The 15,586-nt window shown below is 67.8% G+C and carries 19 protein-coding genes; 13 read left to right on the forward strand and 6 right to left on the reverse strand.

All coding sequences use genetic code 11. The features are described 5' to 3' along the window. Nucleotides 1-59: 59 nt before the first annotated feature. Nucleotides 60-614: a SigE family RNA polymerase sigma factor gene (locus J2853_RS34130; RefSeq protein ID WP_370879471.1), complete on the reverse strand. Its 555-nt coding sequence runs from the start codon at nt 612-614 to the stop codon at nt 60-62. A gap of 298 nt (nt 615-912) precedes the next feature. Here J2853_RS34130 and J2853_RS34135 point away from each other — a divergent pair, with 298 nt between their 5' ends. After that, entirely contained in the window at nt 913-1,863 is a 951-nt protein-coding gene (locus J2853_RS34135) for a hypothetical protein (RefSeq protein ID WP_307564815.1), read from the forward strand. 5 nt (nt 1,864-1,868) lie between these two features. Continuing rightward, a complete protein-coding gene (locus tag J2853_RS34140; RefSeq protein WP_307564816.1) occupies nt 1,869-2,708 on the forward strand; it encodes a MauE/DoxX family redox-associated membrane protein in 840 nt (279 codons plus the stop codon). A 120-nt stretch (nt 2,709-2,828) separates the two neighbouring features. On the opposite strand, the gene J2853_RS34145 is transcribed toward J2853_RS34140, so the two are convergent. Both J2853_RS34145 and rplK read right to left on the reverse strand, forming a co-directional pair. Continuing rightward, on the reverse strand, nt 2,829-4,010 hold the full coding sequence (locus tag J2853_RS34145) for an ATP-binding protein (RefSeq protein WP_307564817.1): 1,182 nt from the start codon (nt 4,008-4,010) through the stop codon (nt 2,829-2,831). A 351-nt stretch (nt 4,011-4,361) separates the two neighbouring features. Continuing rightward, nucleotides 4,362-4,787, reverse strand: a complete 426-nt coding sequence (rplK, locus tag J2853_RS34150; RefSeq protein WP_307564819.1) for a 50S ribosomal protein L11 — start codon at nt 4,785-4,787, stop codon at nt 4,362-4,364. Between the two features lie 54 nt (nt 4,788-4,841). On the opposite strand from rplK, the gene J2853_RS34155 reads away from it, so the two are divergent. The 4 genes from J2853_RS34155 to J2853_RS34170 all read left to right on the forward strand — a co-directional run bounded on the left by J2853_RS34155 (nt 4,842) and on the right by J2853_RS34170 (nt 8,514). Next, entirely contained in the window at nt 4,842-5,744 is a 903-nt protein-coding gene (locus J2853_RS34155; protein ID WP_307564820.1) for a MerR family transcriptional regulator, read from the forward strand. A gap of 56 nt (nt 5,745-5,800) precedes the next feature. Then, nucleotides 5,801-6,589, forward strand: coding sequence for a M15 family metallopeptidase (locus J2853_RS34160; protein ID WP_307564821.1), 789 nt, complete (start codon nt 5,801-5,803; stop codon nt 6,587-6,589). A 145-nt stretch (nt 6,590-6,734) separates the two neighbouring features. Next, the gene (locus J2853_RS34165) at nt 6,735-7,574 is read left to right on the forward strand and encodes a helix-turn-helix transcriptional regulator (RefSeq protein ID WP_307564822.1); all 840 of its coding nucleotides are present in this window, start codon (nt 6,735-6,737) and stop codon (nt 7,572-7,574) included. 76 nt (nt 7,575-7,650) lie between these two features. After that, nucleotides 7,651-8,514 (forward strand): NUDIX hydrolase, encoded by an 864-nt coding sequence (locus J2853_RS34170; RefSeq protein WP_307564823.1) that lies wholly within the window; start codon nt 7,651-7,653, stop codon nt 8,512-8,514. 160 nt (nt 8,515-8,674) lie between these two features. Here J2853_RS34170 and J2853_RS34175 read toward each other — a convergent pair whose 3' ends face one another. Then, a complete protein-coding gene (locus J2853_RS34175; RefSeq protein WP_307564825.1) occupies nt 8,675-9,484 on the reverse strand; it encodes a PrsW family glutamic-type intramembrane protease in 810 nt (269 codons plus the stop codon). Nucleotides 9,485-9,554: 70 nt separating this feature from the next. Further along, entirely contained in the window at nt 9,555-10,124 is a 570-nt protein-coding gene (locus tag J2853_RS34180; RefSeq protein ID WP_307564826.1) for a cadmium resistance transporter, read from the reverse strand. Nucleotides 10,125-10,325: 201 nt separating this feature from the next. On the opposite strand from J2853_RS34180, the gene J2853_RS34185 reads away from it, so the two are divergent. The 6 genes from J2853_RS34185 to J2853_RS34210 all read left to right on the forward strand — a co-directional run bounded on the left by J2853_RS34185 (nt 10,326) and on the right by J2853_RS34210 (nt 13,956). Then, complete coding sequence (locus tag J2853_RS34185) at nt 10,326-11,021, forward strand: hypothetical protein (RefSeq protein ID WP_307564827.1); 696 nt, start codon at nt 10,326-10,328, stop codon at nt 11,019-11,021. Nucleotides 11,022-11,192: 171 nt separating this feature from the next. Beyond that, nucleotides 11,193-11,615 carry a hypothetical protein gene (locus tag J2853_RS34190; RefSeq protein ID WP_307564828.1) on the forward strand — a complete coding sequence of 141 codons (423 nt, stop codon included), beginning with the start codon at nt 11,193-11,195 and terminating at the stop codon, nt 11,613-11,615. Nucleotides 11,616-11,633: 18 nt separating this feature from the next. Continuing rightward, on the forward strand, nt 11,634-12,005 hold the full coding sequence (locus J2853_RS34195) for a hypothetical protein (protein WP_307564829.1): 372 nt from the start codon (nt 11,634-11,636) through the stop codon (nt 12,003-12,005). A gap of 127 nt (nt 12,006-12,132) precedes the next feature. Next, complete coding sequence (locus J2853_RS34200; protein ID WP_307564830.1) at nt 12,133-12,369, forward strand: hypothetical protein; 237 nt, start codon at nt 12,133-12,135, stop codon at nt 12,367-12,369. A gap of 359 nt (nt 12,370-12,728) precedes the next feature. Continuing rightward, on the forward strand, nt 12,729-13,256 hold the full coding sequence (locus J2853_RS34205) for a P-loop nucleotide/nucleoside kinase family protein (RefSeq protein WP_307564831.1): 528 nt from the start codon (nt 12,729-12,731) through the stop codon (nt 13,254-13,256). 73 nt (nt 13,257-13,329) lie between these two features. Beyond that, nucleotides 13,330-13,956 carry a GNAT family N-acetyltransferase gene (locus tag J2853_RS34210; protein WP_307564832.1) on the forward strand — a complete coding sequence of 209 codons (627 nt, stop codon included), beginning with the start codon at nt 13,330-13,332 and terminating at the stop codon, nt 13,954-13,956. A 193-nt stretch (nt 13,957-14,149) separates the two neighbouring features. On the opposite strand, the gene J2853_RS34215 is transcribed toward J2853_RS34210, so the two are convergent. Beyond that, a complete protein-coding gene (locus tag J2853_RS34215; RefSeq protein WP_307564833.1) occupies nt 14,150-14,668 on the reverse strand; it encodes a hypothetical protein in 519 nt (172 codons plus the stop codon). 141 nt (nt 14,669-14,809) lie between these two features. Here J2853_RS34215 and J2853_RS34220 point away from each other — a divergent pair, with 141 nt between their 5' ends. Further along, the gene (locus J2853_RS34220; protein WP_307564834.1) at nt 14,810-15,508 is read left to right on the forward strand and encodes a TetR/AcrR family transcriptional regulator; all 699 of its coding nucleotides are present in this window, start codon (nt 14,810-14,812) and stop codon (nt 15,506-15,508) included. Nucleotides 15,509-15,586: the final 78 nt, after the last annotated feature.

Genomic DNA, 15,586 nt, shown 5'->3' on the forward strand with positions numbered 1-15,586 from the left:
GGTCCGTCGCGCGGCGCCGTCCTGCGGATCCGAAGCCTTCGGCTCCTGAAGACCCGGGTTCAGGTCTGCGGCTCCAGTTGCCGCTGTTCCGGGACGGTGAGGTCGCCGCGGAGCTTGGCCATCGCCCGCGAGACCGTGCTCTTCACCGTCCCCACGCTGATGCCCAGGGCCTTGGCGATCTCCGGCTCGGTCATGTCCTCGTAGTAGCGCAGCACGACCGCGGCCCGCATCCGGGTGGGCAGCCGGTCCAGGGCCTGCTCCACCTGCTCCGGCAGGTGGCCGGTTCCGCCGCAGATCATCTGCTCGGGCAGGTACCCGGGTCCTCCGCTGAGCACCGGCTCGGGGATGTTCTCCGACGGATACTCCTCCAGCTTGCGCCGGCGCCACCAGGAGATGTTGATGTTGACCATCGCCCGGCGCACGTAGCCGTCCAGTGCCCCGCGGTCCTCGATGCGGTCCCAGGCGAGGTAGGTCTTGACCAGCGCCGCCTGGAGCAGGTCCTCGGCATCACTGGGATGCCCGGTGAGCTGGTAGGCGGCATGGAGAAGCGCCGACCCGCGAGCAATGACATACTCGCGGAACTCCTCATCGGTCCCGCCGGTCACCACGATCACCAGCCTGCGCTCAGGGTGTGCCTCGTGTGGTCAGAATCGCAGCCGGAGCCCATAGTGCGGCTGAACCGAAATCTATATTTTATCCCGCCAACGGCAAAGATCGGCATTGTTGAGCGGTGAGGACCCCAAGGAACCCTAGGCGTGACTTTGACGATAAATGGGTGCAATGCGTTCTACGAAGGGGGGGAACTCTAGTACATGGTCGGACACCTGCCGTATTTATTGGTGGAGCGAACAGCGGGACTGCGCGAAGCATGTGACGCTGGCTGAAACACCTCGCCGAACATGGAGAGCGACAATGCCCTATCGCAGCGCTGACCGCCGCCGCGTCCTGGCGGCTGCCGCGCTTGGCCGGACCGTCCAGGAGCCGGGACCGGCTCCCGGTGAAGGTGAGCTCCTCCAGTCGGTCACCGGCGAGATCCTGGACATCAGCCCCCATCTGATCATCATTGACACGCCCGAGGGTCGCGAGGAGCGGCTCGTCATCGCGCCATGGGCGACCGCCTGGCGCGGCGAGACCGTCAATCCGGCCGACCTGCCGAGGGGCTCCAATGTGATCATCAGAGCGCTGCGGGCCGGCCGGGTCGTGGAGCGGATCTGGGCGGACGTCACCAGGATGACCGGGGCGATCCAGTCCATCGGCACCGACGGCAAGGACCGCGTCGTGGAGCTGTACTGCGGGCCGCATCGGGGACGGCGCACGATCGTCATCCCCTACCGCGCCTCGGGGCGGCTACGGGTCCGGCATCCGCAGTTCGAACCCGGCTATCTGTTCGACGCCATCGGGATCCGCGAGGACGACGTGACCCAGGCACGCCTGCCGGCGACCTCGCAGCCGCCCTACCGGTGGACGGCCGTGCCGCCGCCCCCTCTCGGCTACAGCGGCGTGCAGTCACGGATCTCGGGCACGGCCACCTGGTCGGACTCCTTCGACTTCGACGAACGGGGAGCCGCGTATCCCATGTTGGAGCGGTCCGACACGGCCTGTGACGAGACGGGGGTGTCCTGCGCGGGTCTGCCCTATCTCGCGTTGGGCTCGATGCTCAACGTGCGCAACGTGTGCGCGGGACGCACCTCGGTCCTGCCGATCGTGGCGTGCGGTTGTATGGCCGGTCGGTTCTGCGACCGGTGCCTGGAGTGCGGAACCTCCCCACGTGGCCGGATCGTGGAGTTGTCGCCGACCTCTTTCGTGGAACTCGGCGGTGACCTGACCAACGGGTGCTTCAACGTCCGGCTCGGATTGGGGTGACGCAGATGCTGACGACGATTGCCGCCGCACAACTTCCTGTTCTGATCCTGCTGCTGGCGGCGGGCACGGTCGCCAAGATCTGGACGGCGGCGCGCGGGGCCGAACCGGGCGCGCTGAGCAAGCTCGGGCCGGCGGTGCTGGTGGCCGAACGCTGGCACAAGCCCGCGATGATGTGCTGCGCGTTCGGGGAGCTGTTTCTTCTGGTCGGTCTGCTGGCGACCGACCTTCCGTTCTTCCGGTGGGGCACGACCGCGTTCTTCGCGGTGTCCACCTATGTTCTCTGGGAGCTGCGCCGCCGCCGCCCGGATGTGGGCTGCGGCTGTTTCGGCGAGGTCAGCGCCACCCCCGTGGGACTGCGCTCGCTGGGCCGCACCGTTGTCCTGACCGCCATGGCCGCGGGACTGCTCCAGCTCCCCGAGGCCACCGGCTGGTCGATCCTGACCGGCATCACGTGGGCCCATGCGCCGGCCGCGCTCGGTGGATTGCTGGTGCTCCTCGCCCTCTCACCGGAGATCGAGGAGGGAGCCGCCCGGCTCAGGTATCGCGCCCCCTGCGAGCAGCGGTCTCTGGACACCGCCACCGCGCTCAACCGCCTGCGCGCGAGCAAGACCTGGCATTCACACGAACACCTCCTGTCGAGCACGGACCCGGCCGACAGCTGGCGGGAACTCTGCTGGCGGTTCTTTGCCTATCCGGGGCGCAGCCACACCGGCGAATCGGTGGACGTGGTCTTCGCGATCTATCTGAGCGGGCGGCATCCGGCCGTGCGGGTGGCCCTGGTCGACATCGACGGCCGGCCGGTCAAGGCGAAGCCTCTGCCGGATTCTCTCCCCATATCGGCGTGACGCTAGAAACCCTTAGATTTCTTTAGCTCAGCATCATTCAGCTCTATATGGCTCTCTAGCTTCCCCACTAGAGAGCCATATAGAGGACTAGGAGTCTCTCACACTATATCGAACATGTGTTCAGACTGGCTGGGAACGAAGAAACTTTCCGAAATGTGGAACGGTGAAAGCGATCAGCCCACGCTCGGCGCTGTAGATCAGCCCCTTCTTGATGAGGCTGTCTCGGGCCGGGGAGAGGCTCGACGGTTTGCGGCCGAGGCCGTCGGCCACCTCGGAGGTGGCCACGGGCTCGTCACCGATGGAGGCCATGGCGTGCATGTAGTCGCGCTCGGCCGGGGTGGCCCGCTCGTAGCGACTGCCGAAGAAGCCGACCGCGAGCTCCTCCTCCGCCTCCGGCGCGGAGACCCGGATGTCGTCGGCGGTGATCGGACTGCGCAGTGCCAGGTCCCAGGCGACCTTGCCGTAGGCCTGGACGAAGTAGGGGTAGCCGTCGGCCGCCTCGTAGAGCGCGTCGAGGGCCTCCTGGGTGAATTCCACCCCCTCGCTCTCCGCCGGGGCGATGAGCGCCAGGTCCGCCGCCTCACGGTCGAGCCGGTCGATCCTGGCATAGCGGAACAGTCGCTCGGAGTAGCTCTTGCTGGCCGACAGCACGCTGGGCAGGTGCGGCAGGCCGGCACCGACCACGATCAACGGGCCGCCGCTCTGGGAGAGCTCATGGCAGGCCGCGCAGAGCGCCGAGACGTCGGGGGCCTGCACGTCCTGCATCTCGTCGATGAACAGCGCGATGCCGACGCCCAGGTCGGTGGCCACCGCGGCGGCGTCGACGAACAACTCGGTGAGGTCGATCTCCAGATCTCCGGAGTCGGCACGGCCCCGCCCCGCGGGCACGTCGATCGCGGGAGACCAGTGTGAGGTGCCCTTGGCCGCGGACGGATCACGCATCGCGAACGCCTTGAGCACGCCGAGGAACTCCTCGATGCGCTCGGGCGCCCGATGGCGAGGGGCCAGCTCGCGGATCGCCATGTGAAGGGCCGCGGCCACCGGACGCCGGATCGACTGCTCGGGCCGGGCCTCGATCTTCCCGGTGCCCCACAGCCGCTGCATGGCCATCGATTTGAAGGTGTTGAGGAGCACGGTCTTGCCCACGCCTCGCAGGCCGGTGACGACCATGCTCCGCTCCGGGCGCCCTCGGGCCACCCTCTCCAGGACGATCTCGAACTGTTGTAACTCACGGTCGCGCCCAGCGAGCTCTGGGGGACGCTGCCCCGCACCGGGGGCGTAGGGATTGCGCACGGGGTCCACGCTCTCGGACTTTATGACGGGATATAGCGGCCAACGTAGATTTCCGTAGAAAGCGCTACGGCGTGTCGCGTCATCTTCGGCGGAAACCCGGGGACGGGGGGCGTGGGCCACCGGCGGAACCGCGAGCATCGCCATGACACACCCCTCTACCTGGGCGGACACCGTCCGAACCCGCGTTCGATCCAACGCCTCCGACTGTAGCGCGGGTTCGAACACAGGAACGATGCTTTTCGAAGAAAGCCTCGATTAAAGAATGGGCACGGGCCGATCAACGCGCCTGAAATCCGGCCGCAAACCTCCCGAACGGGCGGCGAAGACAGCAACAGGAACGCCTACTAGGGGAGAAACGCCTCAGTCACGGACAGCCAGTCCCATCGAACGCGCCGTACCCGCGATGATCTTCTCGGCCTGGTCCAGGTCGGCGGTGTTGAGGTCGGGCATCTTGGTCCTGGCGACCTCCCGGAGCTGCGCGCGGGTTATCGTGCCGGCCACTTGGTGACCGGGGCGGGGGCTGCCTCCGTCCAGCCCGATGACCCGGCGGATCAGGGAGGCCGTGGTGGGCGTCTTGACCGCCAGTTCGAACGAACGATCCTCGAACACCGTGATGGCGACGGGCACGACGAACCCGCGCAGGTCCTGCGTGGCGGCGTTGTACTGCCGGCAGAACTCCATGAGGTTCAGGCCCAGCGGGCCGAGGTCCTTGCCGACGGTGGCCGGGCTCGCCTCACCGGCCCTGACCTGAAGCTTCGCGACACGGATGATCTTCTTTTTCGACATGCCCGCCACGCTAAAGTGTCCAGTTACTGGAGACTCAACAGGAATAATCAGGTCATGAACTACACGATCGGGCGGCTCGCCAAGCTCTCCGGGCTGCCGGTGAAGACGATCCGGTTCTACTCCGACATCGGGGTGCTCCCCGAGCGTGGCCGCACCGCGGCCGGATACCGCGTCTACGGCGACGAGGACCGGGTGCGACTGGAGCTCGTCCGGGCGCTGCGCGAGATCGGCGTCGACCTGGCGACCATCCGGTCGCTGGGCGACCGCGACCTGCACCAGGTGCTCTCCCTGCACCTGCGTACGGTGGAGACGCAGATCAAGTCGCTGCAGCGGACCCGCGCGGTGCTGCGCGCCACGCTGGAGCGCGACGATCCCACCGACGACGACCTGCGCCGGCTCAACGCCCTCGGGCGCCTCGGCACGGCGGAGCTGACCTCGCTGGTGAACGACTTCGTCGACGACGTCTCCGACGGAAGGCCCACGCTGGAGAAATGGCTCGGCGACCTGAGCGCGGCCATGGTGCCCGAGTTGCCCGACGAACCGAGGATCGAGCAGCTCGACGCCTGGCTGGAGCTGACCGAGCTGCTCGCCGACGACGACTTCCGTACCTCCCTGCGCGATATGGGCCGCGAGTTCTGGGAGAACGCCGACGAGACCGATCTCGCCGATTGGAACGCGGTCAACGAGCTGGTCATGCGGGAGGCCCTGGCCGCGGTGGACGACGGCGTGCACCCGGAGTCGGAGGCCGCCGTCCCCATCGTGAGCCGGATCCTCACGCTCCTGGCCGAGTCGCAGGGCCGTACTCCCGAGGCGGTCGCGCGCGGCTACGCCGAGCACGATCCTCGCGCCACCCGCTACTGGGAGCTGATCGCCGTGATCAACGACATGCCCTGGCCCGTGGCGCCCACGATCGCGCACGGCTGGATCACCTCGGCGGCGAATTGTCACTTCGGGTAATTGATCAAATACAATAGCGATTTGTCATGTTTGTCAGGTATGGGGGATGGCAACAGATGAAAAAGTCTCAGCGCGTCATGCACCTGGGGACGACGCTCGTGGTGGCGGCCGGCTGCCTGTCAGGGACCGCGTGCGCCGCGTCCACCACGACGCTCGCGCCGCCGTCCGCCTCGGCACTCACCTCGCCGTCCGTCTCGGCACCGGTCTCGCCGTCCGCACCTCCGGCCCCGGCCCCGTCGGCCGAGCCGACCACCGCGAGCCCCACCCCCACCGGACCGCCGAAGTTCTCCGCCGAGGTCTCCCGGGTCACCCGTAAGCAGCTCCCGTACTCCTGGCGGCCCGGATGCCCGGTCCCCGTCGGGGACCTGCGGCTGATCACGATGAGCTACTGGGGCTTCGACGACAAGCCGCACACCGGCGAGATGGTCGTGAACAAGGACGCGACCGACGCCGTCATCACGGTCTTCGGGCGCCTGTACGGCTGGCGGTGGCCGATCTACAAGATGCAGCTCGTCGACGCCTACAAGGCCAGCGACTTCGACTCGATCGACGCCGACAACACCTCGGCCTTCAACTGCCGCCCGGCGGAGGGGTCGAGCAGCTGGTCCGAGCACGCCTACGGCAGGGCCGTCGACCTCAACCCCCGGGAGAACCCCTACCGCTTCGCGAACGGCACGTTGTCGCACAAGAACGCCCGAAAGTTCGGCACCCGCCCGCTGGACGCGCCCGGTGTGATCAATCCGGGCGACCGGGTGGTCAAGGCCTTCGCGAAGGTCGGCTGGGGATGGGGAGGCGTCTGGGCGGGGGCCAAGGACTTCCAGCACTTCTCCGAAAGCGGCCGCTGAGACCCGCGCGAGCGCTCCTCTCCGCGTCCCTTCGGCCGTCCGCGAACGGCCGGCCGAAGGATCGGCCCGTCCCGGGCCGCCGTACGGCCTGACCTGGGAGTGACACGTCCACCCGGCCCACCGGCGACTGCCGTACCGTGGCGAGATGGGCAGTGACAAGCTCCTCGGCGAGTTCCTGCGCGCACGACGCGAGGTCACCACCCCCGAACAGGCGGGGCTGCCGGACGTCGGTCCCCGCCGGACGCCGGGACTGCGCCGGGAGGAGGTGGCCACGCTGGCCGACGTCAGCACCGACTACTACGTCCGTCTGGAGCAGGGACGCGAACACCACCCCTCCGAGCGGGTGCTCGACGCCCTGGTGCGCGTACTGTGCCTCGGGCCCGACGCCGCGGCCCACCTGTACGAACTCGCCCACCCGGGATCGCGGCAGCGCGGAACGGCGGGCGAACCGGACCGGGTCAGCCCGGCGCTGCTGCGGCTGATGCGGGGCTGGTCGCACACCGCGGCGTTCGTGATGGGCCGCTGGCAGGACGTGCTGGCCACCAACCCCCTGGCCGACGCCCTCCACGACGGGCTGGAGTACGCGGACAACCTGCTCCGGCTGACCTTTCTGAACCCCGAGGCGCGGGTGTTCTACCGTGACTGGGAGCGGGTCGCCCGCTCCAGGGTGGCCCACCTGCGCGCCGCCGCCGGAGCGGACCTCGACGACCCCCGGCTGATCGAGCTGGTCGGGGAGCTCTCCCTCATCAGCGAGGACTTCCGGCAGCTGTGGGCGCGCCATGACGTCTTCGGCATCACCCGTGAGTCCAGGCGCATCCATCACCGCCAGGTCGGCGATCTGACCCTCACCACCGAGGTGTTCAACGTCGCCGGCACCCCTGACCAGCAACTGGTCGTCGTGCACACCGAGCCCGCGAGTCCTTCCGAGCGCGCCCTGGCCCTGCTGGCCGGCCTCGCCGTCATGACGCACGACGGCGGTCCCTGAGGCCGGGTCCGCGTCACCGCTCCCGGAGGAGCCGGCGATGTGCTTTCGCCGTACGGGCCGGTGCATCATGGAGCTCATGGCGGCCAAGGACGGCGACGGGTGGGCCCAGTGTGACCGCGGGCATCGGCACTGGGGGGTGCACGGCGCGGCCGGGCTGCTCGCCGTCCACCATGACGCCACGGGGCAGCCTCACATCCTGATGCAGAAGCGCTCCATGTGGAGCCACCACGGCGGCACCTGGGGCCTGCCGGGCGGTGCCCGCGACAGCCACGAGGACTCCGTCACCTGTGCTCTCCGCGAGGCCCGCGAGGAGGCCGCCCTGAGCGGCGACGGGCTCCGGATCCAGGGTGTCTACCTCGACGACCACGGCGGCTGGTCCTTCGGGACCGTGATCGCCGAGGCCTCCGGTCTGCTGCACGCCGTCCCGGCCAACAGCGAGAGCGTCGAGCTGCGCTGGCTCTCTCCCGCGCGGATCGCCGCCAGAACGCTCCACCCCGGTTTCGCCGAGACCTGGCCGGAGATCAGCCTGGCCCTCGCCCCCTCGCTGGTCGTCCTCGACGTCGCCAACATCGTCGGCGCCCGCGCCGAACACGGATGGTGGAAGGACCGCGCCGGAGCCGCCGCCAAGCTGATCGCCGAGGTCGACGCCCTCAACCTCGGCGGGCTGCGCGCCGCACCCGATCGGTTTCCCCCCTTGGAGCGGTGGTTCCCCCGGCTCGCCGCGGTCGTGGAGGGCGCCGCCCGTGACGTCTCCCCGGTGCCCGGCGTCTCCGTCGTCGCCGCCCCCGCGAGCGGGGACGACGCCGTCGTTCAGGTCGTACGGGACACCCGCGCCTGGGAAGACGTCCTGGTCGTCACCGCCGACCGGGGCCTGCGCGAGCGGGTCACGGAGCTCGGCGCCGCCGTCGTCGGTCCCCGGTGGCTGCTGTCGCAGCTGTGAGTGTTCCGCCGATGTTCCACGTGGAACATTCACCCCAGCCGCCACGATCGGGGGCGGGTCCGAGCTTCGAGTCGATCCGCGTCGCGCCCGGTCCGACGAGGAAGAAGGGCCGGTGGTGCGTCACCCGCACGCGGATCGCCTGCCGCGCCGCCCCGGGAGGTCAGACCCTGGACGGCTCCGAATCTAAGATCTCCTCCGGTTTCAGGCCGCGGGTGGCCCGGTAGAAAAGCCAGTAGCTCACGGCCGCGACGGCGATGAAGAGCAGCCGGGCGAGGCTGGGGATGTCGAGCACGAGCAGGCCGTCGTTGAGCGAGTGGAGCACGGCCGCCGTCACGAAGACGCCGACGATGGGAAGCGTGATCACGACGCGGCCCCTCGCCTCCCAGACCCCGAAGGCGACCGCGCAGATCAGGCCGGTCCAGACAAGGTGGCTGAAAGGGGTGGTGAGACCGCGCAGGAACAGCACCGTACCGGCGCCGATGACGCCGTCGGCGTGGATGCTCTTCCAGGCGTAGGACATCGACTCCATGATCGCGAATCCGGTCGCACACGACAGGCCCAGCGCGACGCCGGCGGCCTTGGTCAGGTAGCGGCCGTTGAGCGCGACCACGAGAGGCGGGACGATCTTGGCCGCTTCCTCGATCCACCCGACCCGCAGGATCGTGGGACCGTGCTTGTCCGGGATGAGAAGCGAGTCGAAGTATCCGCCGAGGATGAGGGCGACGCCCCCGCCGAACAGGAACATCCCTATCAGCGTGGTGCCCGGCACGCTGTTGCCGATCCCGGTCCGGTCGTGGATGGCGACCAGGAGCGCGGCAGGCCCGGCCGCGGCGCCGTAGAAGAAGGCCGCCGGTAGCACCGCCTGGTTTCCGACCACCTGTATGACCGCGATGAGCGCGGCGGACAGCGCGATCATGGCGATCCACACCTTGAACCACCGATGTCGGTAGAACCTCAAATGCTCACGCATGGGGAGTTGTTCCCCGATTAAGGTGAGCCAAATTCGGACTAATCGCCTATATTTACATAAAATATGACATTTAGTCGAAAATCGACTCGGCCACAATGACCACACCGATCACCATGAACACCGTCGGCACCAGCCACCTCCCGGACCGCTCGACCAGGGAAATGATCTTCTTGTGCGATCCGAGCCATGAGGCCGCGGCGCACCAGAACCCGACCAGCACGGCGAACACCGCCACGGTGACGAGGGTGGGCGCCAGGCCGATCGTGCGGAACATCGGGGTGTAGACGGAGATGTTGTCGGCGCCGTTGGCGATGGTCACCCCCGCGATCGAGACCACCCCGGAGGCGACCGGTGCCGCCTCGTCGCCGTTTCCTTTCTTGATCAGCCCCCACACCCCCATGCCGAACGGCACCAGCCCGAGCAGCCCCACCCATCGGTCAGGGACCACGGTCAGCCCGAGGGCCGCCACGGCGGAGACGACCACCAGGACGGCGATCCCCGCGTACTGGCCGAGGACGATCTGCCAGGGGCGAGGGACCCCGCCCGCCCTGGACGTCAGGAACAGCACCGTCAGAATGATGATGTCGTCCACATTGGTCCCGGCGAAGACGGCGGCGGCCGTACCGATCGTTTGACCCACGGACGCATTATGGAGGCCGGCGTCGCGTGCCCTCCAGTCGCGTCGCGACTCCCGGAGCCGCACGCCCTCCACGGCCGCATGGTCAGCAGTGCGCGGCGAGCGTTACGATCATGTTGTCCGTTCCTGTCGGCCCCTCGGAGACCGCACGTGGGCTATTCGCCGCAGTACGGCCCGCCGTCCCGGGGTGAGACAGGTCGTGGGTTGGCCGCGATACTGGTCATGGTCGTCGGCCTGCTCATCGGAGCCGCCATCATCGTGTTCACGGTGCTCAACCCGCCCTCCGCGCCGGCGAGCTCTCCCGCGGCCGACGATGCCGGCCATTCCGAGACCTCGGTCCGTCAGGCCGCCCAGCTGGTGATCGACACCTATTCCAGCGGCTCCTACGGCGAGTTCTGGGACATGTGGACCACGGAGGCCCAGGGACTGATCGCCCGCGAGGAATACGTCAGGCTGTTCCAGCTCTGCCCCCCACCCGGACCGAGCACCCCGTTCACCATCACCGAGGTCACGGTCACCGGCGACGACGCGGAGGTCCAGACGACCCGGCCGAACGAGACGCTCGCCTTCCACTTCGTCTTCGAGACCGGTTCGTGGCGATCCGTGCCCTCGCCCACGCTGCGACAGGACTACCAGACCAAGACGGTCGAGCAGATGGTCCAGGAGCGGCAGGCCGCGGGATCCTGTGGCACGGCCACGGTCACCCCGCCCGCCACCCCGCCGGCCGACGTCGCGACCACCCCGCCTGTCACCCCGCCGACCACCCCGCCTGTCATTCCGCCCGCCACTCCACCGACCGGTTCGACGCCCGGTTCGACGCCCGGTTCGGCGACCGTCCCATCCGCCACTCCACCGACCGGTTCGGCGACCATCCCGCCCGTCATCTCGTTCACCGGGTGATCCCCGGCGCCGGGGCCTTCCAGGACATCCAGGCCCGGTCACGATGCGCGAAGAATCGGCACGCCGTGAAAGATCGTGAACACCGGTGCCATCTTCGATCGGCGTATTGGTCAATCACAAAGTCATACAAAGGTGCTGCCATCGCCGGAATTCACAGCTACTGTCAAGCGTATGGCCCACCCCCTGCCGGCCTGGCGAGACGGCACAGGATCGGACACGTCACAGCCGAATGACAAGGATTCCGCCAAGCAGGAATCGACACCGGTTCCCCTGTGGCTGGCGCACCTCCAGCCCCGAGAAGGACGGGCGGAAATCACCATTCCGAACCCTGACACCTCCATCACGATAGAGCTGGACAGAGCGGACTACGAAGCGCTTTCCCGTAAGGCACGACTGAGCGGCAACAAGGTCTCCGACGTGATTCATGCCGCCGTCCAGCGAGAGATCGGCAGCAAACCCCATGTCATCACCCTGATGCACCGCTGGAACCTGCACCGGGACGACCTCGACACGGCGGCCGAATCACTCGGAGTCGACCAGTTGTCCGAGGCCGAATGGGGCCAGATCGGCATCCGTCATTTCCGGAGGGGCTGAAATATGCTTCCGGGTCGTGTGCTCGACGTAAGTGCGCTGGTGGACATCGCCGTGGCGAAGACCGAATACTCACGCAGCATTGCCGCCATGTGCCTTTTCCGGGGTGGCGGGATATGCGTTCCGGCGACCAGCCTGGCGGCCGTGCTGTCCATCTCCCCCATGTCCACCCAGGAGGAGTTGTTCGAGCTTGTCACGGCGCCCGGTGTGAAGATCGATGACTTCACCCACGGCAAAGTGGGAGACATCGCGGAGATTCTCGACGGTTCACGCGACATCACCGCCGGACACGTCATCTGGTGCGCCCGGAGCACGAAGTGGCCCATCCTCACGGATCGCGGCAGAGAGCTGATCCAATACGACCAGCACCTCGTGATCGATCCCTTGCCCTAGCGAATGCCGATCGGCCGCGATTGGGCGGGCGCCTGTTCGCCTCCGTTCAGAACCCTTCCCAGGGAATGGGGTCGAATATTGTGCGCATACTGTCGATTTGTAGGGCTGCGCCCCCCACACTGAGAGGGTGACAGACCAGGTGAGGCGCATCAAACTCGACATTCCCGACAGCCCCGAATACGACCAGGTACGCGATATGCACGGCCATGCCGTGTCGGTGTTCGCGTCCACGGAGAACAACGGTGAACGCTCGCTGAAAATCGGCAGCCGGACGCTGGCGCTGCGGAAGGTGGGCGTCGACGAGGACGGCGACGAGGCGATGGACGTCTACCGAGCCGAGGCGATCTCGGATCCCTCGTACTGAGGCCGGGCACGGACAAGCCCTGATCCGGGGCCGGACCGGACCCGGTCCGGCGGCGACGGGTCGGTATCCGGGCGATCACGGCCTCCTGAGAGCACGGACCCGACGACTCGGCACACGCGCCGGTGGACGCTGTCGCCTTCCGCGGTCTCGGTGCCCCTGCACGCACCGAGGCGCCAGGAACACGATCGAACCCTCAGGGGTTCCTCACGTCGGCCGACCTCCAGGGCGCTTACGGTGATCCTCACGGAGGGGTCCGGCAGGACCGGGAGGAACCGGCGTCGGCCGGAGCCGTCGCGGAGAGATGCCCGGAAGGTCCCATCACCTGCCGCCGGTGTCTTCGCGTGGATACCCTCGGCGCCATGATTATCTGGTTGAACGGGACCTTCGGTGCGGGCAAGACGACCACCGCCGGCGAGCTGGTCGAACTCATTCCAGAGGCGAGGATCTTCGACTCCGAGTACGTGGGCTACATGCTGCGCCATGTTCGGGATCTGCCGCAGGTCAGGAACTTCCAGCAGTGGCCCCCGTGGCGCGGGCTGGTCGTGGAGACCGCCTCCCAACTGCTCGGTTATCTCGGCGGAGTGCTCGTCATCCCGCAGACGGTTCTCGTCGAGGAGTACTGGACGGAGATCCGCACCGGCCTCGAAAAGGCAGGCATTCCCCTCCACCATTTCCTGGTGCACACCGACCAGGACACCCTCATCCACCGGATCGAGACGGACGGCGTGGAGAGAGAAGCGCGCCAGTGGCGCCTTGACCACCTGCCGGACTACCGCGACGCCCTGCCCTGGCTGAGCCGGGAAGCGACGACCGTCGACACCACCGGGGTCCCACCGGAGCGGGTCGCTCAGATCATCGCAGTCGACGTTCTCCCACACCGGGCGTAATTCTGATGCGATTCTTCCATCCGGGCTGAAAGAATCGGAAAGCATGCGGCACTGGCCACTTTTCGCTCTCAAGGTGACGACTCCTCGGCTGGAACTTCGTCTCCCGTCGCTCGACGACCTTGATCAGCTCGCCGACCGGGCCGCCGAGGGCGTCCACGACCCTGATTTCATGCCGTTCGGCTTCCCCTGGACGGACGTGCAACCGCTGGAGCGCGCCCGCGGAACGATCCAGCACCACTTCAAGCAGTGGAGCTCCTGGTCACCTCAGAACTGGCAGTGCTCGTTCGTCACGATCTTCGAGGGCCAGGTGGTCGGCACTCAGGAAATGGACGGCCTCGACTTCGCGGTCACGCGCCAGGTCTCCACCGGCTCCTGGATCGGGCAGCGCTTCCAGGGCAAGGGCATCGGCACCGAGATGCGCGCCGCCGTCCTCCACCTCGCCTTCGCCGGGCTCGGCGCCGAGTACGCGACGTCGGCCGCCTTCTCCGACAACCACCGCTCCCTGGCGGTCTCTCGCAAACTCGGCTACCGCGACGACGGCATCTCCATGCACAGCCGCAGGGGCAGAATCGCACGGCAGCAGCGTCTCCGCCTCGCCCAGGACGACTGGGTCACCCCCCAGGGGTTCGAGATTCACCATCTCGAACCCTGTCTCCCCTTCTTCGGCCTCCAGCCGGACCCCGGCGAGGCGTCTCCCTGACCTGCCCGTGCTCCCGCCGCCGTGTCCCGACCGGCGACGACAAGCGGTTCGCCCGCCGGTTCGGCGGTCATTATCGCGGGCCGGGTGTTGTCGGGCGCCTCCGCCGGGAGAGCGGCGGCCTGCTGTCGCACACCCGGCCGCGCGGTGCTGTTCGACGAGATCGCGGTGACGCTCGATCCGTTGGGGTGAGGTGTCACGCGATGACCAGTGCCGCCATGGCGAGGATCGAGGCGCCGAACACCACGAAGTGGCGGACGTTTTGCAGGGTCCAGGTCCAGGAGGGGAAGCCGTCCTCGGCCGCCTTCAGGAGGGTCGGCACGTCGATGCTCGCGAGCATCGGGTCGCCCTTGCGGGCGAAGGCGGCCTGCACGGACGTGGTGGCGGTCAGCTGGCTGTAGAGGATCACACAGTTGATGAGTAGCACGATCGACTGGAAGATCCAGGTCAGGGGCGTGGCCCAGTCGCCGCCGGACAGGTTCACCACGGCCGTCGCCGCCATCACCCCGGCGATCGAGACCGGAGCCCAGGTCTCGTGGCCGCCGGCGTCGAACCTCATCCCGTTCTCGGTCAGGACGGTGGTCCGTACGCCCTGGCGTGCCAGTTCGGCCTCGGCACTGGCCATCGCGGTGGCTCCGTAGCGGTGGCGCACCAGCGGGATGCTCACGAAGGCGGTGGCGACGAGCAGCTGCATGGAGGCGACGAAAGTGCTCACGGTGGGTCTCCTTGATCGGGCGCTCTGTGGCGCCGGCTTCGACTTGCACTAAGTTCAAGGGAAACCTACCACTTCCTGAACTAAGTTCAAGTCCTCACTTGAACTTTGTGCAAGAAGGGGTCCGGCACCTATCGTGGAGGCATGGCGCGCGACATGTTGACCAAGGACCAGATCGTCCAGACCGCGATCGAACTACTCGACGACGAGGGCCTGGAAGGCCTGAACATGCGAAGCCTGGGCAAACGGCTCGGCACCGCCGCAACGGCGGTCTACTGGCATGTCAAGAACAAGGACGACCTCATCCTGCTCGCCGGCGACCACGTGTGGCACGAGATCGAACTGCCCGACCTCGACACCCTCGACTGGCGGACGGCGGCCACCGCGATGGCCACCAGCCTGCACACCATGCTCAGCAGGCACCCCTGGCTGGTACAGGCGTTGGGCTCGCACCTCTTCTACGGACTCGGCAAGGCGCGCCACGACGACCACAGCCTCGCGGTCTACGAGGCGGCCGGCTTTGTCGGCGCCGAGGCCGACCGCGCCGCGGCCACCGTCTTCACGTTCGTCCTCGGCAGTGTCCTCGGCGCATCCGCCATGGTCTCCCTGACCCGGCGGCTGAGCCGCGACGGCGTGAACGCGCAAGAGCTGATCCAAGACACCATGGTCAAGGCGAGCGACGTCGCCATGCAATTCCCGCGACTACGCAGCCGCCTCACCACACCGGCCGCCGACTACAACGCCTCACCCGAGCAGACCTTCGAATCCGGCCTCAACGCCCTCCTCAACGGCCTTGAGGCCGAACTCCCCGACCGCGTACCGACCGGCCCGGACGTGCGCTGAGCAGCCGAATGGCGTGGGCAGTCCTCTGTGAACACAGGCCCGCCGAGATCAGGATCTATCGGGGGCAGGGGTAGCTGG

It is taken from the genome of Streptosporangium lutulentum (genome assembly GCF_030811455.1).
In the GTDB taxonomy this organism is placed as follows: domain Bacteria; phylum Actinomycetota; class Actinomycetes; order Streptosporangiales; family Streptosporangiaceae; genus Streptosporangium; species Streptosporangium lutulentum.